We start from the raw sequence: 26,084 nt of genomic DNA, 5'->3' as shown, positions 1-26,084 counted from the left end.
ATGAGAGACACCACGCATCTCCCCTCACCTGCCCACGAACCCGCCGACGACACCCGCGTGCTGCGCGCGCTCAGCGTGCTGGAACAACTTGCATCGGCGGGACAACCGTCGTCGCTTTCCCAGTTGTCCTCACGTCTGCAGATTCCGAAGGCAACGCTGATGCGCCTGATCGAGTCGCTCGAAGCGCGCGGCTACGTCACCCATATGCCGGACTCGCGCGGCGCCGATCGCGCCATCGCGCTCGGCCCACGCGCCGCGCAGCTCGCGCTGACCACGCTCGCCAACGGCACGTTCACGCGGGCGTGCCGCTCATTGCTGCGCACACTCGTGGAGTCGCTTGGCGAAAGCTGCAATCTCACCGTGCTCGACGGCGACACCGTGCTGTACGTCGAACGCGTCGAGACGAGCGAACCGTTGCGCCTGCATCTGCAACCCGGCACGCGCGTGCCGCTGCACTGCACCGCCAGCGGCAAGCTGTTTCTTTCGCAAATGGCAGCGCCCGAGCGTGGGCTCGTCATCCGGCGCTTGCCGCTCAAGTCGATGACGTATCGCACCCTGACCGATATCGATCTGCTGGAGGCCGAACTCGACCGCCTCGCCGTGCGCGGCATCGGCGTCGACAACGAGGAATTCGTACGCGGAATGGTGGCGGTCGCGGTGCCGGTGCGCCACGTCGACGATGGCCGTGTGCTCGCGGCACTGGCCGTTCATGCCCCCACGGCGCGGGCCAGTCTGGAAGATCTGCTGAAAGCGGTGCCGCGGCTCAAGGAGGTCGCGTTGCGCATCGGACCGCTGCTTCAGCCTGCAACGGCAGCGGCAGTGGGCGCGTCGAAGTAACGGGGAGATGCCGCCCGGCAGACCCGCCCGCGCATCGCTGCAGTTTGCCTTGCAGCGGCGATCTCAAGCGAACCGCCGCTGCATGTCGCCGACCACGTGCAATAGACAATGCGTCAATGCGTACGGGGCCGATAGTCGACGAATTCCGGCTCAGTGGAAACTGCGCCGCTTTTCCGGGCCCGCCACACATACGCGACGAGCAGCACGCCGAGACTCACCACACCGAGCCACAGCGGCGTGCGCTGATCCGGTATGAATGCCATCGCCGCCAGAATGCCGAGCATGCCGACGATCGCGAAACAGGTCAGGTACGGATAGCACCACATCCGCACGCGCAGCATCTGCGGCGCCTCGCGCTCGAGCCGGGCGCGCAGCTTAAGTTGCGACACGGCAATCAGCACGTAGACAAAAATGGCCACCGTGCCGTATGAATTGACAAGGAATGCGAACACCGTGTCCGGCGATACATACGACATGACGACCGACACATAGCCGAACAAGGTGCCGACCAGGATCGCGCGAACCGGAACGCCGCGGCGATTGACCCGGGCCAGCGCAGCCGGCGCGTCGCCGTGGCGGGTCAGCGCGAACATCATCCGCGAGGCCGCGTACAGGCCGGAATTGAGTGCGGACAACACCGCGGTCAGCACGATGGCATTCATCACGTTAGCGGCAGCGGGAATACCCATGGCATTGAGCGCGCTCACATACGGCGTGGCCATAGCCGGTGAATTCCAGGGCACCAGCGCCACCACCAGCAGGATCGAGCCGACATAGAAAATCAGCACACGGGTAATCACCGAATTGGTGGCCTTGGCGACCGCCTTGACCGGCTCATGCGCTTCAGCGGCGGCGATCGTGACGATCTCGGCGCCGAAGTAAAAGCCCGTTGCCGCAACAGCGCCGCTCAACACCGGTCCAATGCCCTTCGGCATCAGGCCGCCGTGCGAAAGCAGTGTCGGCATCACGGCCGTGGTGTGCATCGATGCGGGCCACAGACCCAGCACATAGAGCGCGCCAAGAAACAGGAACACGACAATCGCGGCCACCTTGATGGACGCGAACCAGAATTCGAACTCCCCGTAGCTGCCCACCGAGATCAGATTGGTCGCCGTCAACACGACCAGCAACACGAGACTGATCGCCCACGCCGGCGTATCCGGCAGCCAGAATTGCACCAGTTTCGCGCCGGCCACCGCCTCGACGGCCACGACGATGACCCAGAAATACCAGTACATCCAGCCGGTCAGAAAGCCGGCCAGTTTGCCGGGCCCGCGCTTGCCGGCAAAGGCCATGCGCGCATATTCGTAGAACGAGCCCACCGCCGGCATCGCACAGGCCATTTCTCCGAGCATGCGCATGACGAGCACGATCAGGCCGCCGGTAATCAGAAACGACAGCACCGCCGCCGGGCCGGCCTGCTGGACCACGACACCGCTACCGACAAACAGACCCGCGCCAATCACGCCGCCCAGCGCGATCATGGTCATATGCCGCTCTTTGAGGCCGGTCTTCAGTTCACTTCGATTCGATACTTGCATGTCACCTCCACATCCTGTTGATGTCGGCGCCGGTTGCGCGGGACTGCGTGCGCAATCCTGGAACCAAGGCACCGTCAATTCGGATCGAGCGAGAACGCCTGCGCGCCTCGCTGCATCGTGTTTTTTCTTATGGCTTAACGCGCGGACCTGTCCGGCCGCGCAGCGCCGCCGTGCGCGTGCGGCGCGACGGCGGCCGAATGACGTGCCGCAAGCGGCGCGGCACGCAGAGCGCGTTCAAGGTTTCTCGTCGCGCCGGAAGTACAACTGGTAGAGCATGCGTTGGCCGATGCGGCGAAACGGTGCGAACGGATGGCCAGGCAATGGCGAGGTGAAGATAGGCAGTGTCTGCTTCGCCCCTTTGCCGGCTATCCGTTCGGCGAGGCGGCGCCCCGCCTGCTGCGAATATGACACACCGTTGCCGCCGTAGCCCAGTGCGTAAAACACCGACTGCTTTGGATCCGGCTGACACACACGCGGCATCATGTCGTGGCTCACATCCACCCAGCCCCACCACGAATAATCGATCTGGATACCGCGCAAGGCCGGGAACTTGCGGCCCATTCCTTCGATGAGCAACTCGTAGTGGCGCGGATTCGGCGCATCCGCACCGGTGATCGCGCTACGGCTGCCGATCTGCAACCGGTTGTCCGGCAGGAAGCGATAGTAGAAACGCAAAGTGCGCGTATCGGTCAGCACCTGCGTCGTTCGAAAATTGCAGGCTGCGATTTCCTGCTGCGTGAGCGGACGCGTCACCATCGAATTCGACAGGATCGGCATCACCCGGCTCGTCAGCGAGGGATGCAGGTTCGGCGCCGTATAGGCGCCGGTCGCGATACCCACCGAACGGGCCCGCACAATGCCGCCCGGCGTGCGCAGATGATGAATGCCGTTAATCGTTTCCCAGCCGATCACCGGGCTCGACGGATGAACCCGCGCGCCAGCTTCGCGCGCCAGCCGCTGATAGCCATACGCCAGTTTCAGTGCGTGAATGCCGATGCCTTCGGGTTCGTGCAGCGCGCCGGCCGCCTCGGAATCGTTGACGTACTCGCGGCGCAACGTCGCCTGGTCGATGAGCTCGGACGGATAGCCGAACACGTCTTTCCAGACTTTGGCTTCGGCGGCGAGTTTCGCCATCATGCGCGGCCGGTGCGCAATCAGAAAGTGGCCGCCGGGTTGCGGATCGCAATCGATCTCGGCCACCAGCGACTTGAAATTGTCGAAGCCTTCCTGGATCTCGTCGTGCATTTTCAGCGCGACGTCTTTACCCCAACGCTCGATCCATTGCGAACGCGACAGACGTCCCGATGCGTTCTGCCCTTGTCCGCCATTGCGGCTGCTGCAGCCCCAACTGGTTTTGTTGGCCTCGAGCACCACCGCCTTGATGCCATGCTCGCGCGCCAGACAAAGCGCCGTCGCGAGCCCGGTATAGCCCGCGCCGATGATCGCCACGTCCACGTCGATATCTTTCGTGATCGGACCGTCGTCGGGCGGCGGCGTGCCGGCAGTCGCGGCCCAATAAGTCGGTGCGTACTGCTTGCCGTGCCCCGGCCCCGGCGAGACCAGCGGGTCGTATCGCGGGTCATACTGTGTCGCGCCGTCGCGTCCTGTGGACAGACCGTCGCCGACCCGTGTGATGACACTTTGCGCCATGTGAAGCTCCTCGTCGGCGTCAAACGTTCTGCTTCGGACGTTCCTTGCGGAACGCGCGCTTGACCGCAATCAGGCCGTCGCGGAACTCGAACAGATCGCAGCCTTCCGCTTCGATGCGCCAGCCCTCCGCATGCGTGCCCGTGAACACCCACTCGGACACGCCACGCTCGCCGATGACGTAATGACGTCCTTCTCCCCAATGCGCATCCGGGAAAGTCTTGAAGACCGTTTCGAACGCCGCGCGCACCGCCTCGCGACCAACGAAACGCGTGCCGTAAACTTCGTTTCCGCCGGCCGTGTCGAACACACAGTCTTCGGTCATGAAGCCCATCAGCGCATTGGCGTCGTGACGGTTGAATGCATCGGAAAATGCAGCGAGTGTGTCCGCGGTGACCTTCGCTGCGGACGTTTCTGTTGTGGCCATCCATGTCTCCTGCTTGGTGATTTGGGTGAGACTCGTGAGCTTGCCTAAGCGGCGATCTGTTATGGAAAAGTGTAAGTTTGGTGTCGGCTCGACGGTAGGGCCAGTGCGCTGGTTTCGCCTGGTGCAGTGTGGTGCGGTGTGATGCGGCGCGTGGCAAAGAAGGCGCGGGTTGACGGACCGCGAAGCGCGTTTTCTGGATTCAGGCCGTGGGTATTCTGTGTGTGCTGCGTGTGCGAGCCACGCTACCGCGCAACGGAAGTCAGTTCAGCACTTGCGTGCTTTCGAGGCAACGCCTGATTGCGCGCTCGTCTTCGCCGGTGAAACGGCCGATCAGGACGAGTGTCGATTCGGCCGCCGCGTGACCCGCGAATGGGGTGATGAGAATGCGGCCGCCTGCTACATGCAGCTCTTGCGGCGAGCTGTCCTGATCCAGCCAGACAATGCCCTTCGCTCTCAACAGCGTGGCGGAGAGGCCGCGCAGCGCGGCCCGGAGTTTCTTCCGGTCCAGAGGAAAGTCCGAACGGAACGAAAAACTGCTGATATCCCGATGCAGGCTCGAAGCGCCAGCCGTCATCGCGCCTCGCCCACCCGCTTGATGACGAGGCGCCACGCTAGCGTCGAAGATCAACGCCGGCGGTATCTGTCCATCGACCGACTCGAACAGGATGGAGGTGGTCGCAAGCGCTAGCACGGCCTGCGTTGCCGCGACCTTCTCCTGCTCGGTCACGAGGTCGGTCTTGGTGAGTACAAGGGCCGTTGCACCCGCGATCTGGCGACGCACAATATCGCCGACGTAGGGATCGAGCAAGGTTGCGCCGATGCGCTCGGCATCCACGGCAACGATGATCCCGAACAGCCTGAAGGCCCGGTCGAGCAAGCCGATCTGCGCGATCTTCACCGGATCGGAAACGCCGCTCGCTTCGATGATCAACAACTCGGGACGTTCGGGCCGCGCGCTGATTTTCACGAGCACGTCGACGAGACGGCCGCCGATCGAGCAGCAGATGCAGCCGTTCTCCAGATTGATGACGTCGTCCGTGCGTTCGCGGATCAGCGCGGCGTCGATATTGATATCGCCGAAATCGTTGACGAGCACGGCCACCTTGCGCTGCCCCGCCATCGACAGCACATGGTTCAGCAAGGTCGTCTTGCCCGCCCCCAGATAGCCGCCTAGCACCACCAGCGGAATGGGCGGCCGGACACCCGGCGCCGCGGCGTCGTTCACTACGACGTTCATTTTTCCGGCGACTGGAATACGCGACCGCCCAGCACCGTGCCCCACACTTCGACGTCTTTCAGCCGTTCGGCGGCGACTTCGCTCGGGTCTTCCGCCAGCACGGCGAAGTCCGCGAATTTGCCCACTTCGATACTGCCGATCTGATGATCCATCTTGAGCGTATAGGCCGCGCCGAGCGTGATCGCGCGCAACGCGTCCGCCACGGGGAGGCACTCGCTCGCGCCCAGCACACGGCCGCTCGCGGTCTTGCGCTGCACCGCGCACCACGCGGTAAATAACGGGCTCAACTGCGTGATCGGCGCGTCCGAGTGAAACGCAAAGGGGATGCCCAGCCGCCGCGCCGAGCCCGCCGCGTTCATGCGGTTCGCCCGGTCGGGGCCCATGGTCTGCGCGTAGTGGGCGTCGCCCCAGTAGTAGATATGGTTGGAGAAAAAATTGATGCACATGCCGAGTTTCGCCGCGCGCGCCAACTGGCTCCCGTCGGCCATCTGGCAGTGTTGCAGCGTGTGGCGATGGTCGCTGCGCGGGCACGCGTCTAGCATCTTCTCGACGGCGTTCAGCACGACCTCGGTAGCTTCGTCGCCGTTGGTATGAATATGCAGTTGCAGCCCCGCGCGGTGAAACGGCGTGAACACTTCCTCCAGTTGACTCGGCGGAATCAGCCACAAGCCATTGGGCTGCCCGCCGACATAGCCAGGCCACTTCAGCCGCGCGGTGAAGCCTTGAATCGATCCGTCGACGATGAATTTGACCGGGCCGAAGCTCAGTTTTTCCGTGCTGTCACGCATCGCCGACAGTACTTTTTCAGCGCCGCCTTCGGGGCTGCGCTGCGGCGCGAACGCGGGCACGATCCGGATCGGATACTGCGGATCGGCCGTGACTTCGCGCAGATTGCGATTGCCCAGCGCCGACAGATCGTTGACCAGATCCGTCGCGGTGGTCACACCGGCGAGTTGAGCGACCTTACCGAAATTCCAGATCGCCGCTTTCTTTTCGCTGGCCGCAATGGAAAGCTGACTGCCGATCACCTCGTACACCGGGAACATGGCGGCGAATTCCTGCAGCTCGCCGGTCGGCTGTCCGTCTTCGTCCTTGTCGATGCCGTCGATATCGGTGTTTTCGTCGATCCCCGCGAGCGCCAACATGGCGGAGTTGACGTTCATCAGGTGCACACTCGCGTGCAGCACGACAATGGGTCGCGTAGTCGAAACGGTATCGAGTTCCTTGACCGACAGGCGGGTCGTGCCGAAGAAAATCGGATCGAAGCCCCATGCGAGCAAGGGCGCCGCCGCGTCGGTCATACTGCGTTGCGCGTCCGCGAGCCGCGCGATCACCGCGTCCAGCGTTTTCAGACCGGGCCACAACGTGCCGTCGGGACCGCGCCGGTCGTAGTAGCCGAGATACACGGCGTCCCACATGGCGCCTTCCATCAGATGACAATGCCCTTCGACAAGACCCGGCATCAGCACCTTGTCCTGAAACGTATCGACGATCTCGACCTCGCCCCAACGACTAACCTCATCCAGATTGCCGACAGAAAGAATTTTGCCGTCCCGCACCGCAACGTGCGTGGCATGCGGCTGGGCCGGATTCATGGTCAGAATCTTTCTGGCGACGAATACCGTGACGGGACCTCGTTCAATCGAATTCATAAATAGATGGTCTCAGATTCAGAAAGCGGGCCGAATGCTCAGGATAGCGCGTGAACCGGTTTGCGCTTCCAGCCATAGTTCAACATGGCGGTCACCGCGACGTTGATCACGAGACACAGCAGGCCCAGGTTGAATCCACCAAGATCGGCATGAAGCATGTACAGGATGATCGCGAGTATCTGGCCGGTCAGGATACCCGTTGCAATCGCGGCCGGTTTGACTCTCAGCGAAAACAGAATGATCATCACGCCCGGGAAAAACTGGGTCACGCCGTAGTACGCGGTATTGATCAGCGTGAGCATCAGATTCGGAGTCAGCAGCGTCATCACGATCGAGACCAGCAGGTAGATCACGATCACCGTTTTCGCGGTGGCTTTCTGCCGGTTCTCGGGCATCTTCGGCAACAGATTGCGCGTTACGATCGGGCCGATCGCAAGACAGATCCCGGTCAGCACCAGCAGGCCGGATAGCGACGCGCCGGCCGCCACCAGACCCAGCAGCCAGCCCGGCAGCAAGCGGATCGCCGCCGCGAAGAACGCCTCATTCGGCGAGCCGAGATGCAGGTTCTGACTGATCGCATAGTAGGAGGCGAGCACCAGGAACGGATACATCAGCATGTACAGCGGCATCGCCACCTGGGTGCGCCGGATCGTGTTCGGACTGGCCGCCGTGAAGAAAACCTGCACCGCGAACGGCATCACGTAGAACCCTAGCGACTGGAACAGCATGGTGCTCATCGAGAACGTCAGTTGGCTGGCGTTCATGCTGTTGCTGACGTGCAGGCTCGCGGCGTGAAAAACCTCCGTGACGCCGGATTGCCACGCGACCGCGAGTCCGGTGATCACAATCGCCAACACCATCAGCACGTCTTTCAGGATCGCAATGTAGGCCGACGCCCGCACGCCCGAAATGGCGATGTAGGTAAATGCCAATACCGCGGAGATCAGGATCAGATAGAGCGGCTGGAAATTCCAGCCGAGGCCTTTGAACGCGGCAACCAGCCCCGTGAACTGCAACTCCCCCCACGGCAGCAGGAACAGAATCGCCGATCCGGCGACGATCAACTCCAATGAGCGACTGCCGAAATGGCCTTTGAACAGATCGGGCAGCGTAATGGCGTTATAGCGTTTGCCGGCCTCCCAGATTTTCGGTCCGATGAAATAGCCGACGGGATACGCCAGCAGGATATAGCCAAGAAACCAGACCCCATACGTCGGTCCTTTGGCATAAATGCCGCCGGGAAAGCCGACCATCGTGCCAATGCTGTAGATCTCGCCCGCGGCGAGGAAAAAGACCAAATACGCGCCGAACTGACGGGACGCAACAAAGAAGTCATGCACGCTTTGCGCGCCATGCCCTTTTTTGGAGCGTATCGCCAGATACAGCGAGAAGAGAATCAAACCGAGAAAGACAACGGTGGACATCCGGGCTCTCCTGCTGCTTCAGTGGGTTTGCGGATCTGCATCATCCGCGTGGCGATCGAACAGACGCCAGCAAATCTGCAGGCAGATCGACGTCAGAACAAACCACATGAAAATCCACGCATAAATGAACGGCACGCCCAGCACGAACCGGTCGACTGAGGCCACCCAGGGCAGCAGGCCGATCACGCCGATATAAGGGATGCCGATCCCGATCAGGAACTTGAGCATGAAGTCTCCGTCAGCTTTTTTGTAACCAGTGAAATTACCTTTGCTGATCCGCGGCACGCGGATGCGGCACGACGGCCGTAGCAGACGATTACAATGATTTCAGTATCGGTGGCCGAAAATGCACCTGGTTAGTACCAGCGATAATAAATCGCCTGGTCCACATGAGCGTGGACCTTGAGCGGACATTGCACCCGCTCATACCTCGATGGCAAGGTCGTTTTTACGTGTTTTTTTTACGCGCCGTTACGTAAGCAGCGCGACCAGTCCGGAACACAGCAGCAAGGCGCTCACGAAATGATCGACCCGGCGCACCGGCACGCGCCGCCGCAGACGCTCCCCCACGGAGACACCAAGCACAAACACCGGCACGAGCAGCACCATCGAGCTGAGCTGGGGCGCGTGAACCTGATGTTCGGCCACAAAAAGGGCCACCACGCCCACATAGAGCACCGCAAAATAAGCGAGAAGATTGGCACGCAGCGCGGCGCCCTGGCCAATGCCGTTGAGATAGTAGACGGCCGGCGGACCGCCAATGCCGCCCAGCGCGGTCAGCGCGCCGCTCATTGCGCCGGCTGTGAAGGTCGGCCGCCAGCCGCTATCGTGAAGCCAGCGCCAGCCGCGGATGTGCATCACCGTGGAGGCAAGAACGGCGAGCGCGACGAGCCGGCGCAGTTCCACCGCGTTCTCGCTCGCCATCCATAGGGTCGTGACTGCCGTGCAGGCCATCGCGACCAGCGCGAGAGGAATCACCGTGCGCCAGCGCACCGCGTTCGCCCAACTGCGCACGCCTTGCAGCGAGGTCGCGAAATGGATCAGGACGATCAGCACACCGGCTTCGGGTGCGGGAATCAGCAGCCCGAACAGCGGCGCCATGACAAGCGCGCCGCCGAATCCGGTCAGACCTTTTGCCATGCCCGCCACCATGGTCACCAGGGCCAGACATCCCAGGATGGAAGGAGTATCGGCAACATTCATAAGTCGTTCGTTCGCAATGGACGGAGAATCGAAGGTCAAATCGATTGCTACGTTTTGCGCACGACGACAGCTTCAGGAAAGGGCCGGTATCTTCGCAATATTCCGAACGCCCGCGTAGTGCCAGCGGCGTCCTTTCGATGGTGCCAGCCGGAACTGGCACGCCAAACGCCCTGTTATCGACGCGCGTGGCTCGTTTGTGGCCGCGCTGCTGGCCAAAACAGGCTCAGCAGGCGTCGCTGCCTACATAACGCGTCGCCACGGCCAACGCGATACGCCAGACCAGCGCGGCCAGCAGCGACAAGCCGACCGCCAGATAGACCGCCACGCGAATCCCGGTATCGAGCGGCTGGACCGCGCTCATCAAGGCGCCGAAGATTGCCACGCCAAAGGCGGAGCCGGTCTGCCGGCTCGCGTTGAGCACGCCCGCCGCGACCCCGGCGCGCGCCTTGTCCACGGTCGTCATCAACGCGGCGGTCGCCGCCGGCGTAATCACACCGGCCCCGAAACCGACCGCCGGGAAGCACAGCGCGATACGCCAATACGGCGCGTTGTCCGCGAGCGCGAGGAGTCCGGCGAAACCCAGCGCGTACAGCAGGAAGCCACCGCAGACGAGTCGTTGCGCGCCATACGCCCTGTTCAATGCGCCCGATGCAAAGCTGCCGATCGCCACCATGGCGGTCAGCGGCAAAAATGCCAGACCGGTCTGCAACGGCGACCATCCACGAGCGGACTGGAAGTAGAGACTCAGCAGAAAGAACAACCCGTAAAACACCAGGCCGGAAATCGACGAAGCAAACGCCGACGCAGAAAACACCGGACTACGAAAGAAGTGTAAAGGCAGCATCGGCTGTTTGCGTTTGGTCTCGACCAGCACGAACGCAATCCAGGCGACGAGCGCAAGCACGGCGCCCACGCGAATCATGCCCATGTGCCAGCCGAGCTTCGCGCCCTCGATCAACACGGCGACCGATGCGCCGAGCGCCACGATAGCGAGCAACTGACCGGCAATGTCCATCTCCCTGTCCGTAACGTCCGGCCGCACCGAGTCGACTCGCGTGGTCAGCCAGGCGCCAATCAGCGCGATCGGCACATTCACCAGAAAAATGCTTCGCCAGCCCAGCAGATGAATCAGCAGACCACCGGCGAGCGGCCCCGCCGCCATCGCGATGCCGCCGCATCCGGCCCATATGCCGATCGCACTGGCTCGCTGCCGCGCGACCGGAAAAGCACGGTTGATGAGTGTCAGCGAGCACGGCACCAATAAGGCCGCGCCGACGCCCTGCCCGATCCGGGCGGCAACCAGAACCGGCAAATTCGGCGCCAATCCGCATAGCGCCGACGCGCAGGCGAAAATCACCAGACCGGCCAGATAAACGGTCTTTGCGCCGATCCGGTCGCCTAGCGCGCCGCCGCTCAGCAGCAGGCTGGCGAATGTCAGCGTATAGGCGTTGACCACCCATTGCAGACCGCTGATATCCGAGTGCAAACTCATCGCCACCGGCTCCAGCGCAACATTTACGATCGATGTATCGAGTAGGACAATGACGTAGCTGAGGCACGTCGCGATCACTACCCGTTTCTGGTATTCACGTTCATTGTTCAAGAGTTCCAGCCCCTGGTGATCGGTTCGCCGTTGACTATAAGACGGCTCGCACTGAGAATGCTTCGGGCTGTATCGAAGTATCGAACCGCATAAACGGGCGGTTCTCACCGGCCGACACGCGTCAAACACGCATCAATCGAGGACGCAGCAAACACATGGGCCAGCACAATATTTCGAGCGTTGCGCATCTGATCGCCGAGCCGGTTCGTTCGGTGATACTGATCACCCTCGTCGACGGCAGCGCCATGTCGGCCGGCGCGCTTGCGCGAGCGGCGGGCGTTACCGCGCAGACCGCCAGTTCGCACCTCGCCAAGCTGCTCGACGGCGGTTTGCTGAGTGTCGAAAGCAAAGGCCGGCATCGCTATTACCGGCTCGCCGGCCCGCACGTTTCCCATGTGCTCGAAAGCCTCGCGACGATCGGACCGGTCACCCCCGCCTGGCGCCATACACCCAATCGTCCCGCTCAGGCGCTGCGTTTCGCGCGCTGCTGCTACGACCACCTGGCGGGACAGATCAGCATTGCGGTGACGCAAAGCATGCTCACGCGGGGTTTCCTCGTCGAAGCGGGTGAGCGTCAATACGCTGTCACCGCGCCAGGCTGCGAATGGCTGCAGCAACTCGGCATCGATATGAACGAGCCGGCATTCAGCCAGGCATTGGAGCATGCACGCCAATGTCTTGACTGGACCGAGCGGCAGTATCACGTCGCGGGGCCATTGGGCGCCCGGCTGATGGACGCCTTCCTTGCATGGGGCTGGATCAGCAGGTCGTCCTCGGCGCGCTCGGTGAGCGTTACGGCGCTCGGCTGGGAAGGACTCAAGCAGCATTTCGGCATTTCGCGCGACGCTTGCGGGCCTGGCTAGACCTTGACTCCCGACAGATGCGAAGGTAACCTGTGAAGGTAACCTTCGCATCTGCCCGCATGTCCAGCAACGACACCCCCGCCGATCTCGACGCCTTGCACGCCACGGCGGAAGACCTGCGCATCCTCATCGGCAAGTTGCGCCGCCGCTTGCGTGAAGAGGCGCATGTGGGCGATTTCACGCCGTCGCAGGTGCAGGTTCTCCTCCTGCTGGAACGCGAAGGTCCTGCAACGGTCACCACGCTCGCGCGTCTCCAGGGTATGCGTCCGCAATCCATGGGCGAACAACTTTCAGCGTTGAAAGCTGCCGGACTCGTCAGCGGCGCACCCGACCCGAACGACGGGCGGCAAACCGTTCTCTCCCTCACACCGGCCTTCCGCAAGAAGATAAAAGCCAGTCGCGCGGCACGCGAAGACTGGCTATTCCGTACGATGCAGACCCGCTTCTCCGCCGCCGAGCAGAAACAACTCGCGATTGGCGTCGACTTGCTCAAACGCCTCATCGACTCGTAACGCACAGGAAAACACCATGGCTCTCACTACACTCGACCCAAAGACCGCATTGGTCGTTATCGATTTGCAGCAAGGCATCGTCGCGCTGCCCACCGCCCACCCCACCGCCGAGATCGTCAAACTCTCCGCGGGTTTGGCCGATGCATTTCGCCGCCACGGTTTGCCCGTCGTGCTCGTCAACGTGGCGGGCGGCGCACCGGGCCGCGCGGAACAATCGCGCCCCACGGGCGATTTCCCGGCCGGCTTCGCGGACCTCGTCCCCGAACTGAAGCAACAGCCGTCGGATCATCTGGTGACCAAGCGCACCTGGGGCGCCTTCACGAACACGGACCTCGAAACGTATCTGCGCCAGCAAGGCGTCACGCAAGTGGTGCTGGTCGGTGTGGCCACCAGTATCGGAGTCGAGTCCACCGCGCGTTTCGCCCATGAACTCGGCTTCAACGTCACGTTCGCGATCGACGCCATGACGGACATGAACGCCGACGCTCATACCAACAGCATCACGCGAATCTTCCCGCGCCTCGGCGAAACCGGCACGACGCAAGACGTCATCGATCTGCTCGAGAAGTCGCGCGCATGACCACCTGTTTGAACCGCTGCGCGGCGCGAATCGCTCACCCGGAGATGTCCCGGTGAGCGGCACATTCCGTTCGCTGCGCACGTTCAACTACCGCGTCTGGGCCAGCGGGGCGATCGTCTCCAACATCGGCACATGGATGCAGCGCACGGCGCAGGACTGGCTCGTGCTCACGGAGCTCACGCATCACAATGCCACCTCCGTGGGCATTGTGATGTCGCTGCAGTTCGGGCCGCAGATGCTCCTGCTGCCCCTCACCGGTTACGCGGCCGATCATTTCGATCGCCGCAAGCTGCTGTTCTTCACTCAGGCGGCAATGGGCACGCTTGCGTTATGCCTCGGGCTGCTCACCGTGACCGGCCTCGTGCAGCTATGGCAGGTCTACGTGTTCGCGGGCTTGCTCGGCTGCGTCACCGCGTTCGATTCGCCGGCGCGTCAGACCTTTGTCTCCGATCTGGTGGGGGAAGCCGATCTGTCGAATGCGGTCGCGCTGAACTCCACCTCGTTCAACGCGGCGCGCATGATCGGCCCTGCCGTCGCGGGGCTTCTGATCGCTTCGGTGGGCACCGGCTGGGTGTTTCTGATCAACGCGCTCTCGTTCGTCGCCGTGCTTGGTTCACTGCGCACGCTGCGCCTCAGCGAACTGAAGCTGAAACCGCGCGCGACACGCTCGCGTGGCAGTTTCGTGGAAGGCTTCAAGTATGTGTGGACGCGTCCCGATCTGAAGGCCGCACTGTTGATGCTGTTCCTGATCGGCACCTTCGGGCTGAACTTCCCGATCTTCATCTCGACCATGTCGGTCACCGCGTTTCATGCGGGCGCGAGTCAATACGGCGTGTTGAGCTCGACCATGGCGATTGGCTCGGTGACCGGTGCGCTGCTCGCCGCCCGCAGAGCCAGGCCGCGCATGGCGATCCTGCTTGGCGCAGCGGCAGTTTTCGGCGTGAGTTGCACGGTGGCTGCGCTGATGCCGAACTACGTCCTGTTCGGCCTCGCGCTCGTCGTGGTCGGCGCGGCAACGCAGACGTTCAATACCTCGACGAACAGCCTCGTACAAATCTCCACCGAGCCGGCTATGCGTGGCCGGGTGATCGCGATCCTGCTGGCCATCTCGCTTGGCTGCACGCCGCTCGGCGCACCGGTGGTGGGTTGGGTGGCGGATCGCTTCGGCCCGCGCTGGGCGCTTGGCGTGGGCGCGGCATCGGGCTTTGCCGCGGCGGTGGTCGGCCTGATGTATCTGGTGAAGTACCGCCAGTTGCGCGTGTATGTCGAGGCCGGCCGCTTGCGTTACAGCATCGACGATCCGCGCCAGGCGCCGCCTTACGTGAGCCCTGTCACAGCGATACAGAACGCCGTACTAAGCGAAGCGGAAGAGGATTCGTCCGCCGGCGTTTAACGTGTGCTGATCCGCCCGCTGCATGAAACACGGCAACGTGCCCGCCCAGCCTGACTGCGGCCACACGAACAAAAAAGCCGCGCCTGAAATCAGGCGCGGCTTTTTTTCGCTGCAATAGCGTCTGCGTGCTTACTTCGCAACCGGCATCGTGAACTCCGCACCCTTCGCGATGCTGTCCGGCCAACGCTGCATGATGCTCTTGTAGCGCGTATAGAAACGCACGCCTTCTTCGCCGTACGCGTGGTGGTCGCCGAACAGCGAGCGCTTCCAGCCGCCGAACGAGTGCCATGCCATCGGCACCGGAATCGGTACGTTGATACCGACCATACCCACCTGAATCTGCCGGCCGAATGCGCGCGCCACGCCACCGTCCGACGTGAAGAGGGACACGCCGTTGCCGAACTCGTGCGCGTTGATCAGGTCGACCGCGCTCGCGAAATCGGGCACACGGACCACCGCCAGCACCGGGCCGAAGATTTCTTCCTTGTAGATCTTCATCCCGGTGCCGACCTGGTCGAACAGCGTGCCGCCGATGAAGAAGCCCGCTTCCTGCGCGACCGGATGAGCGCGGCCGTCGACGATCAGCTTTGCACCCTCCGCGACGCCCGCGTCGATATAGCCCGCCACCTTGGCCTTATGTTCGGCGGTCACCAGCGGACCCATTTCCGCGTCGAGGTTCTCGCCGTTCTTGATTACCAGCGATTTCACGCGCGGCACGAGGCGTTCGATTAGTTCGTCGGCGACATTGCCGACCGCCACCGCGACCGAGATCGCCATGCAGCGCTCGCCCGCCGAACCGTAGGCGGCGCCGATCAGCGCGTCGACGGCCTGGTCCAGATCGGCATCCGGCATCACCACCAGATGATTCTTCGCGCCGCCGAGCGCCTGCACACGCTTGCCGCGCTTCGACGCTTCCGTATAGATGTATTCGGCGATCGGCGTGGAGCCGACAAACGACAGCGCCGCGACGTCCGGGTGTTCGATCAGCGCATCCACAGCGACCTTGTCGCCGTTGACGACGTTGAACACACCGTCCGGCAGACCCGCTTCCTTCAGCAGTTCGGCAATGCGCAGCGATGCCGACGGATCGCGCTCCGACGGCTTCAGCACGAACGTATTGCCGCACGCCAGCGCCACCGGGAACATCCACATCGGCACCATCACCGGGAAATTGAACGGCGTGATGCCCGCCACCACACCCAGCGCCTGACGCAGATTCCAGTTGTCGATGCCGCCGCCGATCTGGTCGGTGAAATCGGTCTTCAGCAGGTTCGGAATGCCGCAAGCGAACTCGACCACTTCGATACCGCGCACCACTTCGCCTTGCGCGTCCGTAAACACCTTGCCGTGTTCGCGCGTAATCAGCATCGCGAGTTCGTCGTGATGCCGGTTGAGCAATTCCTTGAACTTGAACAGAATGCGCGCGCGCTTGATCGGCGCGGTTTCGCTCCATGCCGGGAAGGCGGCCTTCGCGGCCTTGACCGCCGCGTCCACTTCCTCGACCGACGCCAGAGCGACCGAGCCGCTCACCTGGCCGGTAGCGGGATTGAACACGTCCTTGAAGCGGCCGCTGGCCGACGCAACCGGCGCGCCGCCGATGTAATGGCCCAGTTGCTGTACCGACAACTTCGCTTGTTCGTTCACTGCATTCATTTCGTTACCTCGTGTTCGGGAAAGGCCGCAAGCGCGGACCACTGGGCCAAAGCAAAAAGATCAGGCGACGTCGCGCGGCTTCGCGAGCGGTGGCATGCCGGGAACGTAGCTTGGGACGGTTCCCGCGCGCATCGGCAGGCGCCATCAAGACCCGCCAACTGTATCGACGGCGCCGGTCATATTCCCGATACAGCACAATAAAACCGCGCCTCACTGTATTGTTTTTTGCGCGGCAACTGTATTGGCCGATGGGGTCGGCGAGACAGACGAAACGGGGCTTACGCCGGGAGAAAGAGAAGGCGCGCCGTGCGGGACGGCGCCATCAGGTTGTGCAAGGAACGCGGCGCGCCGGATCGCCGCGTTCCTTGCGGGCCTTCAGTGCCACTGCTCGGTCAGTTCGTTGGCGAGCACCATCTTCTGCCGGATGAGTTCGACAAAGTCGGCGTCCGCCACACCCTGCGCCTTGAGGAATTTCAGCGCCGCGGAATGAACCGCCCGCATCGACCGGCCGTCGATCCCGGCCATACGTGCCGCGCTGCGACGCGTTTCCTCGAGCAGATCGCGCGCGCTGCCGAAGTCGGGCGACAGGCCGCTCTGCGCCAGAAACCCGGCGCGCAGCCCGGCCGCATAGTCGCGCGACTGTCCAAGGCGGTCGATGTCGATCATCAGATCGACGCCGTCCGCCATCCGCAACGCGCAGAGAATCCATAACGCGACGAACGCCCGATACGCGTTGTTGCCCTCCGCCGTGCGTGCATATTGCTCGCATGCCATCGCGTAAGCGTCGTCCGAACCCGGCGCCACTGGCGGCAAACTTACACCGCAGATCTCGATGGCCTGCCGGACCAGGGGCTCCGACTGATTCAGACCCAGCACGCGAAACGGTGCGGCGACGAAGAACGGATTGCTCCATTGCTGATTGAGCAGCCACCCCGAGGCAAACTGCGAGGCGGGGTTGCGCAGCACCGCGGCATGCATCGCTTGAGGGAAGGCGCGCTTGAGCCACGGCAGCCGGCCCGACGAGCGGCAAAACTTGAAGACAGGTACGCTGCCTTGCCCGGCCGTGCGCTCGCACAGATGGGTCAAATAAGCCTGCAACGCGGGGAATTCCGCGTCCGGCTCAGGTGAGAAGCGATCGGTGCCGAAGCGCTTGCGGTATCCGGCTACGCCGCGCGCGCCCTCTTGCAGAAACGGCCGGTATTCTTCGAAATACGGTGCGGCTAGCGGGGGGTGTCCAGACGTCAGCGTGGGACGGGACGCGGAAACGTCCGCGAGGCTCAGATCGGCGAGCACGTTGCTGAACGGCTCATAGAACCCCGTCACGGAGTCGAGCGCGCGCAGGCGCGACCAGATCCACGTTCCGGCGCTACGCCAGCCTGTGTGCAGAAATACCGCCTGTTTCAGGGCACTGTGTTGCAGGACACTGTGCTGCGGGTCTTCGGCTGGCTGGGAAGCGGGATCGTTCGGCATACGGGTCAGACTGTCGGCTTCGTCACGGAAGCGTCAGTTTACCCTGCGGCTGCCGCGAACACCTCCAGTTGCGCAAGCAGCGTCGCCGGCAGGCCAATGCCGTCGCGCGCAGCAGCTTCGGCCACCTCGTCTCGCCGGTAGCCCGGCAGACGGACGCCGTCGTCCGCGAGCATCAGGTCGATCAGCGTCTCGAGCCGCGCCTCGTATATCGCGGTGCCCGCGAGCGCCGCCGGATCGACGATCCAGAACAGATGCCCGACGCGCGAACGCGCACCCTCGGCGGTGAGAAACGACCCCGCTTCCGCGCCGAATTGCGCGCCCGATAACGCGGCAGCCAATAGTTCGACCATCAGCGCGAGCATCGCCCCCTTGGCGCCGCCGAACGGCAGCATCATGCCGTCGAGCGCGGCCTGCGCGTCGGTCGTCGGCTGGCCGTCCGCGGTCGTCGCCCAGCCATGCGGGATCGGCTTGCCATCGCGCGCCGCAACCATGATCTTGCCGCGCGCCACTTGCGATAGCGACAGGTCGATGGTGAGCGGACGACCCTTCGAACGAGGAAACACGGCCGCGATCGGGTTCGTGCCGAAGAGCGGTTTCTTGCCGCCCCAGGCCGGCATCGAAGCAGGCGCATTGCTGAAGGCGAGTCCGACGAGCCCGGCCGCCCCGACCGCTTCGAGGTGATACGCCCCTGCGCCAAAATGATGGCTGCGCACAATGCTCGCCGCCGCCGTTCCGAACTGTCGCGCCCGCTCGATACCGGTTGCGATCGCCAGCTCGCAGGCCGCGAACGCGAGGCCGTCGGCGGCATCGATCAGAAAAGCCGCGCCCTTGTCCCGTACGATGGCCGGCAGCGCCGCCGAATCGACCCGGCCGTTGCGCAGTTGCGCGAGGTACATCGGCAGCCGCGCAACGCCGTGCGAAGCGAGCCCGCGCGCGTCGGCATAGACGAGTGCGCGCGCCGTCGCGTCGGCGGTGGCAGTCGTCGCGCCCGCTCCAAGCAGGGCCGCGCGAGCCAGTTTGCCCAGTTCGTCAGCCGCAACGTAGCGCAGGCCCTGATCGCTCATTTGTGACCTTCGCGCATCGTCTGGCGCGAAGACAGCGGCATCATCGCGCCGTCCACTTCGTTCGTCCTTTCCTGTAGCGCTTCGCCGCGCGGCGACGCAAGCACGGCACGCGCCGTTTCGACATCGAACACCCCTTCCCAGCGCGCGACCACTAGCGTCGCCACCGCATTGCCGATCATGTTCACGATCGCGCGCACTTCGTTCAGCACGCGGTCGATGCCGATGATCAGCGTGATGCCCGCCACCGGAATGATCTGGTGCGTTGAAAGTGTCGCCGTCAGCGCAACGAGCGCCGCACCCGCGACGCCCGCCCCACCCTTCGACGTCAGCATCAGGATCGCAAGCAGTCCGATCTGCTGCATCAGCGTGAGGTGCGTGTTGGTCGCCTGTGCGATGAACAGCGAAGTCATCGTGAGGTAAATCGCGGCGCCGTCGAGGTTGAAAGAATAGCCGGTTGGCAGCACGAGTCCGACGACCGACTTCGGGCAGCCGAGCCGTTCGAGTTTCTCCATCAGGCGCGGCAGCACGGATTCGGTGGTCGACGTGCCGAGTACGATCAGCAGTTCTTCGCGCAGGTATCTGAGCAGCGGCCAGAGACCTACGCCCGCCCACCGACATGCCGTACCCAGCACGATCGCGACGAACAGGATGCTCGTGATGTAGAAGCACAGGATCAGCAGGCCGAGCTGCTGCAGACTCCCGATGCCGTACTTGCCGACCGTGAATGCGATCGCGCCGAAGGCGCCGAGCGGCGCGAGCCGCATGATCATCTCGACGATCCGCATCAGCACGTCGCCGAACTGTTCGATGCCGCGCTGAAGAATCCGGCTGCGCCCCGACATGATCGACAACGCGATCCCGAACAGCACCGAAAACAGCAGTACTTGCAGCAGATCACCGCGAGCGAACGCGCCGACCACCGAGTTCGGCACGATCTGATCGAGGAAACTCGACTGCGACTGCGTATGTGCCTCGCTCACGAAGCGCGAAACGCCGCTCGCATCGAGCGTTGCCGGATCGACGTTGAGCCCCGCGCCCGGATGCACGACGTTCGCGACCACGAGGCCGATGACGAGCGCAATCGTCGTCACCACCTCGAAATAGAGAATCGTCTTGAAGCCCACACGCCCGACCTGCTTCAGGTTCTCCATGCGCGCGATGCCGACCGACACCGTGCAGAAGATCAGCAGCGTGATCAACATCTTGATCAGGCGGATAAACGTGTCGCCGAGCGGCTTGAACTGAACGCCGAGCGACGGCGCGAAATGGCCGACGAGAATGCCGGCCGCAAGTCCGATCAGGACCTGCACATAGAGATGCTTGAGCACGCGCAAGATGGTGTCTCCTCCACTCGCTGCTGCCAGAAGATAGACGGGCGCGCCGTGCGGCACGCCCGCTTCGCCGAGCGGTGTCGTGCCGGCGCGCACCGGACGGGGACTTCGTTTTGCCCTGCTGCTTCTATCGGTGCTGCGGTGCTGCTAGTGCTGCTGTGCTGCGGCGCTGCTGTGGTGCGTTTGCGCCTGCGACGGATCAGGCGCTTTCGAACAGCCGCGTCAGCACGAACTCGCGATGGCCGAGCGTTTCCGCCGCGGTCCAGCGACCGTTCGCCGTGGCAAGCATGCATTCGAGCAGGCGGTCGCCGGACTGGTCGAGGTTCTGCTCGCGCTGCAGAATGCCGGATACGTCCACATCGATATGCTCACTCATCGTGCGCACGGTGCGTGGATTCGCGCAGATCTTGATGACCGGCACGATCGCATTGCCGATCACGTTGCCTTGTCCCGTCGGGAAAAAGTGAACCGCGAAACCCGATGCCGCGCACAGCGTGACCATCTCGGCTGCGGCCGACGACGAATCCATGAACCAGAGACCTGGATGCGTCGGAATTTCGGCCTTGTCGAGCACGCCGTCCACCATGCACTTCTTGCCGATTTTCTGGATGTTGCCGAGCGCCTTTTCCTCGATGGTCGTGAGGCCGCCCGCGATGTTGCCCTTGGTGGGCTGCGACTCCGACAGGTCGTCGGTCTTCCAGCGATTGATCATGTCCTGGTAGCGATCGAACATGAACTGGAAGCGCTCGCGCACGCCGTCGTTCGCGCAGCGCGCGGCGACGATCTGCTCGCCGCCCGTCAGCTCGGACGTCTCGCCGAACACGAGCGTGGTGCCGAAGCCGTACAGCTTGTCGAACGCGTTACCGACGGTGGGATTCGCGCCGCAGCCGGAGGTGGTGTCCGATTCGCCGCATTTGGTCGATACCCACAGGTCGCTGATCGGGCATTCCTCGCGCTCCAGCGAGGTCGCATATTGCACCATTTCCTTCGCCGCTTTCGACGCCCGCATGATCGTGTCGTGGTCGCCGTGCAGTTCGATGCCGAAACCCATGACCGGTTTGCCCGATGCCGCGATACCGTCGACCACGCGCTTGGTCCAGCCTTCCTCGATGCCGATCACGACGACCGCCGCGACGTTCGGGTTGCTGCCCGCGCCGATCAGCGTGCGAAAGTGCAGATCGAGGTCCGCGCCGAACTGCAAACGGCCATACGGATGCGGCAGCGCCATCGTGCCCTTGATGTTGTTCTCGACCGCCTGCGCCGCCGCGTTCGACAGGTCGTCGACCGGCAGGATGATCACGTGATTGCGTACGCCGACGCGGCCGTTGCTGCGGCGATAGCCGCGGAAAGTCGTATCCAGTTCAATGACGCTCATGGTGTCTCTCTCGATATGGGGAAGCGAAATGTTTTTCGACTGCCTGGGAGGCGCGCGGCTTACCAGCGTTTCGTCTTGATGTTGTGCACATGGGCGTGCTCGCCCGCGCTGATCGGCGCGACCACCTTGCCGATATCCACGCCGTACTTGAACACCGTGTCGCCCACCGCCATGTCCTTGAGCGCCACCTTGTGGCCGATTGGAATGTCCTGTTTCGCGGCCACCGTCACGATCTCGTCCTCGTCCATGATCCACGCGTTCAGTTGCGTGCCTGCCTGAATCCCTTCGACAACCGCCACACCCACCGTGTCTTTAGCCTCGTGCAGCACGATGTGGATCGTCTTGCGTTCGCCCGTCTTCGCCGCCGTGTTCGCGGCGCCATGCGTTTCTGCTGCTGCCTGACTCATCTGCGTCTCCTGGTTGAGTTCAATTAGTGGCCGGTGCGTGCCGGGCGGCGCTTCAGAAGTCGCCGCTGCGTTTGTGTTGATTCATCCTAGGCGTCAAATTCATCCATGTCAACTAGATCATATATATGTGTTACATGAGTGACTTATTGCCGTAAAATCGCGTCAATGCGCTTCAGAAGAATTCAGGGAGAACCATGAGCACCATGACGGAGACGCCGGCCGCCGTTGGCGGCACGCGGTACAAGGAAGTCAAGAACGCGCTGCTGGCGGCGCTGGCGGCGCACGAGTGGAAGGGTGGCGAGGCGATTCCGGCGGAAAAACGTCTCGCGGAACGCTTCGGCGTTTCGATCGGCACGCTGCGCAAGGCGATCGACGAACTGTGCGCTGAGAACATACTGATCCGGCACCAGGGCCTTGGCACCTTCGTTGCGATGCATCAGCGCGACCGGCATTTCTTCCGCTTCTTTCGCATCGTGCGCAACGACGGCGACAAGACCTACCCCACCGTGAGCCTCGTCAACTTCCGTAAAACGAAAGCCACGCAAAAAGTCGCGGCGCGGCTGAACATCAGCGAGGGGGCGCCGGTCTTTCAGTTCACGAATCAGCTCGCGCTGCACGGCGCGGTCGTAATCGTCGAGAACATCGTGGTGCCGCAGGCGCGCTTCCCCGACCTCACGGAAGCCGCGCTGCGCAACCGTCCCAACACGCTTTACAACTTCTATCAGGACGCGTTCGGCATCAACGTGGTGAGTACGGATGAGCGGGTGCGCGTCGGACAGGCGAGCGAGCTCGAGAGCGGGCTGCTCGAACTCGCTTCGGGCGCGCCCGTTCTGGAAGTCGAGCGTGTCGCGTATTCGTACAATGAACAGCCGGTCGAGTACCGGGTCACTCATGTAAACACGCAGGAGTACGACTATGTTTCGAGTTATGCGCGCCCTTCGAGCGGCGGCTAAACATTGATAACGTTGCGAAAACGGCCGAGGCCCCTAAAATTTCCACCATGAACGACTCGGCCGATATCCGGTTTCTGCTGACCATCCGCGAAAGCGGCAGCCTGATCGCCGCGGCGCGAAAACTGGGACTGTCACCCTCGGCGGTGACCCAACGCCTGCAGCAACTGGAGAAGAAGCTGGGCGCCCAGTTGGTGAACCGCACGGCGCGCCGCTTGCAGTTCACGGAAGAAGGCACGCTTCTATGCGAACGCGGCGCTGAACTGGTCCGGCAATTTGACTCGCTGTTCGAAGACTTTCAGACCCGTCGGGGCGGTCTGATCGGCACGCTGAAGATCAACGCGCCGCTGGGATTCGGACGGCGCCACCTGGCGCCCGCCATTGCCGAATTCCAGCAGCAGAACCCGGATATCGACGTTGCGCTCACGCTGTCCGACCAGCCGCTGACCGAGACGATGGACCGCTTCGACGTCGTCGTGCATATCGGCGAATTGCCGGTATCCAATCTGGTCGGCTATACGATTGCACCGAATGCGCGTTTCGTCTGCGCCGCGCCGGCGCTGGTCAAGCGCTTCAGTCAGTTGGAGTCGCCGGAGGAACTGAGCAAGCTGCCGTGCATCGTGCTGCGCGAGAACAACGAAGATGTCTCGCTATGGCAGTTCAGCAAGGGCCGCACGCGGCGCAGCGTGCGCGTTTCTTCGCATCTGAGCTGCAATGACGGCGACGTGATCCGCCAATGGGCATGCGAAGGCCGGGGGGTCATCCTGCGTTCCGAATGGGACGTGGCCGACGACCTCGCGAAGGGAAGGCTCGTGCGCCTGCTGCCAGGCTGGAAGGCGCCTGACGCCAACGTCATCGCGCTCACGCATCAGCGAGCCGGCTTGCCGGCACGTACGCGGCATTTCATGCAGTATTTACAGGGCCGATTCAGGCCGTTGCCGCCGTGGCGAAGATAGATAATCAAGTGCGGTAAATTCATTGAAACTGAATTTGAGAGTTAGCCTCGCTGAATGCCGCGCACGTATCGGAACTCTATAATCGGCTCACCGTTCCTCGCCGGTTAAATCATGACCTCCTTATCGCCCTCCACCGCCTATCCCAAGGCGGTCCTCTTCGATCTCCTGACCGCCCTGCTCGATTCGTGGACGTCATGGAATCACGCCGCGGGCTCCGAAGCGGCGGGCCGTGCGTGGCGCGCGGCTTATTTGCGCCGGACTTACGGCTGCGGCCAATACATCGCGTATGAACAACTGGTGCGCGAAGCCGCCGTGGAAGTGGGCTTACCGGAATCCGCGGCAATCGCGCTCGAAGCCAACTGGTTGAAGCTCGCCCCTTGGAGCAGCGCCGTCGATACGTTGCATGCGCTCAAACCGCATTGCAAACTGGCGATTGTCACCAACTGCTCCATCCGTCTCGGCTCCCAGGCTGCGGAGATTTTCCCGATTCACTGGGATGCCGTCGTCACAGCGGAAGAAGCCGGTATGTACAAGCCGGATCCGTTGCCTTACCGGCTCGCGCTGGACAAACTCGGCGTCGGCGCCCATGAAGCCGCGTTCGTAGCGGGCTCCAGCTACGACATGTTCGGCACGGCCGCGGTCGGCCTGCGGACCTACTGGCATAACCGCGTGGGATTGCCGCTCGTGGCCGGCGCACAGCCGCCCGAGGTGGAATCCCCGACGCTCGACGCACTGGTCCCATGGCTCAACCAGTTCGGCTTAACTTCAAGCCACCCTGCTTCCCAGTGAAAACATGAAATTCGACCATATCGACACCCCCGCCGCGCTGATCGACATCCCCCGGATGCAGAAGAACATCGCGCGAATGCAGGCTCATATGAACACGCTGGGCGTGACATTCCGCCCGCACGTCAAGACCACCAAATGCATCGACGTGGTCCGCGCGCAGATCGCCGCCGGGGCGCGCGGCATTACGGTCTCGACCCTGAAAGAGGCCGAGGCTTTCTTCGCGGCCGGCGTCAGCGATATCCTTTACGCGGTCAGCATTGCCCCCTCCAAACTGCCGCGCGCGCTGGCGTTACGCCGCCAGGGTTGCGATCTGAAACTGGTCGTGGACAATCCGACCGCCGCGGCAGCCGTCGCCGCATTTTCAGATCAGCACGGTGAAACCTTCGAGGTCTGGATCGAGGTGGACACGGACGGGCACCGCTCCGGTATCACGCCGGAACAGGACACGCTGCTCGAAGTCGGCCGCATTCTGCATGAGAACGGCGTCACCGTAGGCGGTGTGATGACTCACGCGGGCTCCAGCTACGAGCTTCATACACCGCAGGCGCTCACCGCGCTTGCGGAACAGGAACGCGCCGGCTGTGTACGCGCGGCGCAACGGTTACGCGACGCGGGCATTCCGTGCCCGGCCGTCAGCGTCGGCTCAACGCCCACAGCGCTCGCCGCCGCGCAACTGGATGGCGTGACCGAGGTGCGAGCGGGCGTCTATGTCTTCTTCGATCTGGTCATGCACAACGTCGGCGTATGCGCGCTCGAAGATATCGCGCTCAGCGTGCTCGCCACCGTGATCGGGCATCAGGCGGATAAAGGCTGGGCAATTCTCGACGCCGGCTGGATGGCGATGAGCCGCGACCGCGGCACCTCGAAGCAAGCTCATGATTTCGGCTACGGCCAACCCTGTCTGCTGAACGGCACCCCGCTTGACGGCTATGTCGTGAGCGGCGCCAATCAGGAACACGGAATTCTGTCGTCATCGAAAGAAGGCGCACCGGCCGACGACATCGCGGAGCGCTTTCCGATCGGCATGAAACTGCGCATCCTGCCGAATCACGCCTGCGCGACCGGCGCACAGTTCCCCGAGTATCACGCGGTTTCGGCGGACGGCGAAAGCGTCGAATGGCGGCGTTTTCAAGGCTGGTGAGGATCAGCGAATCACCGGCACGGCGCGCA

At 63.1% G+C, this 26,084-nt stretch carries 24 protein-coding genes; 9 read left to right on the top strand and 15 right to left on the bottom strand.

Translation table 11 applies throughout. From position 1 onward, the window contains the following. Nucleotides 1–837 carry an IclR family transcriptional regulator gene (locus HWX91_RS35785; protein ID WP_028200020.1) on the top strand — a complete coding sequence of 279 codons (837 nt, stop codon included), beginning with the start codon at nt 1–3 and terminating at the stop codon, nt 835–837. 113 nt (nt 838–950) lie between these two features. Here the strand turns inward: HWX91_RS35785 and HWX91_RS35780 are convergent, their stop codons facing one another. The 9 genes from HWX91_RS35780 to HWX91_RS35740 all read right to left on the bottom strand — a co-directional run bounded on the left by HWX91_RS35780 (nt 951) and on the right by HWX91_RS35740 (nt 11,571). After that, a complete protein-coding gene (locus HWX91_RS35780) occupies nt 951–2,378 on the bottom strand; it encodes an amino acid permease (protein WP_028200021.1) in 1,428 nt (475 codons plus the stop codon). 234 nt (nt 2,379–2,612) lie between these two features. Further along, a complete protein-coding gene (locus HWX91_RS35775) occupies nt 2,613–4,028 on the bottom strand; it encodes an NAD(P)/FAD-dependent oxidoreductase (protein ID WP_028200022.1) in 1,416 nt (471 codons plus the stop codon). A 19-nt stretch (nt 4,029–4,047) separates the two neighbouring features. Next, nucleotides 4,048–4,452 carry a nuclear transport factor 2 family protein gene (locus HWX91_RS35770; protein WP_028200023.1) on the bottom strand — a complete coding sequence of 135 codons (405 nt, stop codon included), beginning with the start codon at nt 4,450–4,452 and terminating at the stop codon, nt 4,048–4,050. A 259-nt stretch (nt 4,453–4,711) separates the two neighbouring features. After that, complete coding sequence (locus tag HWX91_RS35765) at nt 4,712–5,689, bottom strand: CobW family GTP-binding protein (protein ID WP_102857516.1); 978 nt, start codon at nt 5,687–5,689, stop codon at nt 4,712–4,714. After that, on the bottom strand, nt 5,686–7,341 hold the full coding sequence (locus tag HWX91_RS35760) for an amidohydrolase (RefSeq protein WP_028200025.1): 1,656 nt from the start codon (nt 7,339–7,341) through the stop codon (nt 5,686–5,688). The genes HWX91_RS35765 and HWX91_RS35760 overlap by 4 nt, the downstream gene beginning before the upstream one ends. 38 nt (nt 7,342–7,379) lie before the next feature. Continuing rightward, entirely contained in the window at nt 7,380–8,765 is a 1,386-nt protein-coding gene (locus HWX91_RS35755; protein WP_028200026.1) for a sodium:solute symporter family protein, read from the bottom strand. Nucleotides 8,766–8,783: 18 nt separating this feature from the next. Then, on the bottom strand, nt 8,784–8,993 hold the full coding sequence (locus HWX91_RS35750) for a DUF3311 domain-containing protein (RefSeq protein ID WP_028200027.1): 210 nt from the start codon (nt 8,991–8,993) through the stop codon (nt 8,784–8,786). Between the two features lie 243 nt (nt 8,994–9,236). Next, nucleotides 9,237–9,968 (bottom strand): sulfite exporter TauE/SafE family protein, encoded by a 732-nt coding sequence (locus HWX91_RS35745; RefSeq protein WP_028200028.1) that lies wholly within the window; start codon nt 9,966–9,968, stop codon nt 9,237–9,239. Between the two features lie 223 nt (nt 9,969–10,191). Continuing rightward, the gene (locus HWX91_RS35740; protein ID WP_028200029.1) at nt 10,192–11,571 is read right to left on the bottom strand and encodes an MFS transporter; all 1,380 of its coding nucleotides are present in this window, start codon (nt 11,569–11,571) and stop codon (nt 10,192–10,194) included. Between the two features lie 155 nt (nt 11,572–11,726). Between HWX91_RS35740 and HWX91_RS35735 the strand changes: the two genes are divergently transcribed. The 4 genes from HWX91_RS35735 to HWX91_RS35720 are packed head-to-tail and all read left to right on the top strand — an operon-like array spanning nt 11,727 to nt 14,919. Next, a complete protein-coding gene (locus HWX91_RS35735; RefSeq protein ID WP_028200030.1) occupies nt 11,727–12,434 on the top strand; it encodes an ArsR/SmtB family transcription factor in 708 nt (235 codons plus the stop codon). Between the two features lie 59 nt (nt 12,435–12,493). Continuing rightward, entirely contained in the window at nt 12,494–12,946 is a 453-nt protein-coding gene (locus HWX91_RS35730; protein WP_028200031.1) for a MarR family winged helix-turn-helix transcriptional regulator, read from the top strand. Nucleotides 12,947–12,962: 16 nt separating this feature from the next. After that, nucleotides 12,963–13,526, top strand: a complete 564-nt coding sequence (locus HWX91_RS35725; protein WP_028200032.1) for an isochorismatase family protein — start codon at nt 12,963–12,965, stop codon at nt 13,524–13,526. 52 nt (nt 13,527–13,578) lie between these two features. Next, nucleotides 13,579–14,919 (top strand): MFS transporter, encoded by a 1,341-nt coding sequence (locus HWX91_RS35720; protein ID WP_028200033.1) that lies wholly within the window; start codon nt 13,579–13,581, stop codon nt 14,917–14,919. Between the two features lie 129 nt (nt 14,920–15,048). On the opposite strand, the gene HWX91_RS35715 is transcribed toward HWX91_RS35720, so the two are convergent. The 6 genes from HWX91_RS35715 to HWX91_RS35690 form a co-directional block, all read right to left on the bottom strand. Continuing rightward, complete coding sequence (locus tag HWX91_RS35715) at nt 15,049–16,572, bottom strand: CoA-acylating methylmalonate-semialdehyde dehydrogenase (protein WP_028200034.1); 1,524 nt, start codon at nt 16,570–16,572, stop codon at nt 15,049–15,051. A 375-nt stretch (nt 16,573–16,947) separates the two neighbouring features. After that, the gene (locus HWX91_RS35710; RefSeq protein WP_042277072.1) at nt 16,948–18,042 is read right to left on the bottom strand and encodes a hypothetical protein; all 1,095 of its coding nucleotides are present in this window, start codon (nt 18,040–18,042) and stop codon (nt 16,948–16,950) included. Between the two features lie 38 nt (nt 18,043–18,080). Further along, nucleotides 18,081–19,106 carry an Ldh family oxidoreductase gene (locus HWX91_RS35705; RefSeq protein ID WP_042277074.1) on the bottom strand — a complete coding sequence of 342 codons (1,026 nt, stop codon included), beginning with the start codon at nt 19,104–19,106 and terminating at the stop codon, nt 18,081–18,083. Beyond that, nucleotides 19,103–20,440, bottom strand: a complete 1,338-nt coding sequence (gene dctA, locus HWX91_RS35700; protein WP_042277098.1) for a C4-dicarboxylate transporter DctA — start codon at nt 20,438–20,440, stop codon at nt 19,103–19,105. The genes HWX91_RS35705 and dctA overlap by 4 nt, the downstream gene beginning before the upstream one ends. A 196-nt stretch (nt 20,441–20,636) precedes the next feature. Further along, the gene (locus HWX91_RS35695) at nt 20,637–21,812 is read right to left on the bottom strand and encodes a UxaA family hydrolase (RefSeq protein ID WP_028200037.1); all 1,176 of its coding nucleotides are present in this window, start codon (nt 21,810–21,812) and stop codon (nt 20,637–20,639) included. 59 nt (nt 21,813–21,871) lie between these two features. Then, nucleotides 21,872–22,141, bottom strand: a complete 270-nt coding sequence (locus HWX91_RS35690) for a UxaA family hydrolase (protein ID WP_028200038.1) — start codon at nt 22,139–22,141, stop codon at nt 21,872–21,874. 272 nt (nt 22,142–22,413) lie between these two features. Here HWX91_RS35690 and HWX91_RS35685 point away from each other — a divergent pair, with 272 nt between their 5' ends. The 4 genes from HWX91_RS35685 to HWX91_RS35670 all read left to right on the top strand — a co-directional run bounded on the left by HWX91_RS35685 (nt 22,414) and on the right by HWX91_RS35670 (nt 26,055). After that, entirely contained in the window at nt 22,414–23,172 is a 759-nt protein-coding gene (locus HWX91_RS35685; protein WP_028200039.1) for a GntR family transcriptional regulator, read from the top strand. A 47-nt stretch (nt 23,173–23,219) separates the two neighbouring features. Further along, entirely contained in the window at nt 23,220–24,125 is a 906-nt protein-coding gene (locus HWX91_RS35680; protein ID WP_028200040.1) for a LysR family transcriptional regulator, read from the top strand. Nucleotides 24,126–24,236: 111 nt separating this feature from the next. Beyond that, nucleotides 24,237–24,914: an HAD family hydrolase gene (locus HWX91_RS35675; protein WP_028200041.1), complete on the top strand. Its 678-nt coding sequence runs from the start codon at nt 24,237–24,239 to the stop codon at nt 24,912–24,914. Between the two features lie 4 nt (nt 24,915–24,918). Next, the gene (locus tag HWX91_RS35670; RefSeq protein WP_028200042.1) at nt 24,919–26,055 is read left to right on the top strand and encodes a DSD1 family PLP-dependent enzyme; all 1,137 of its coding nucleotides are present in this window, start codon (nt 24,919–24,921) and stop codon (nt 26,053–26,055) included. Nucleotides 26,056–26,084 lie beyond the last annotated feature (29 nt).

The organism is Paraburkholderia fungorum (genome assembly GCF_902833645.1).
Lineage (GTDB): Bacteria > Pseudomonadota > Gammaproteobacteria > Burkholderiales > Burkholderiaceae > Paraburkholderia > Paraburkholderia fungorum.
The sequence above is the reverse complement of the archived record's forward strand: the minus strand, read 5'-3'. Positions and strand labels throughout refer to the sequence as shown.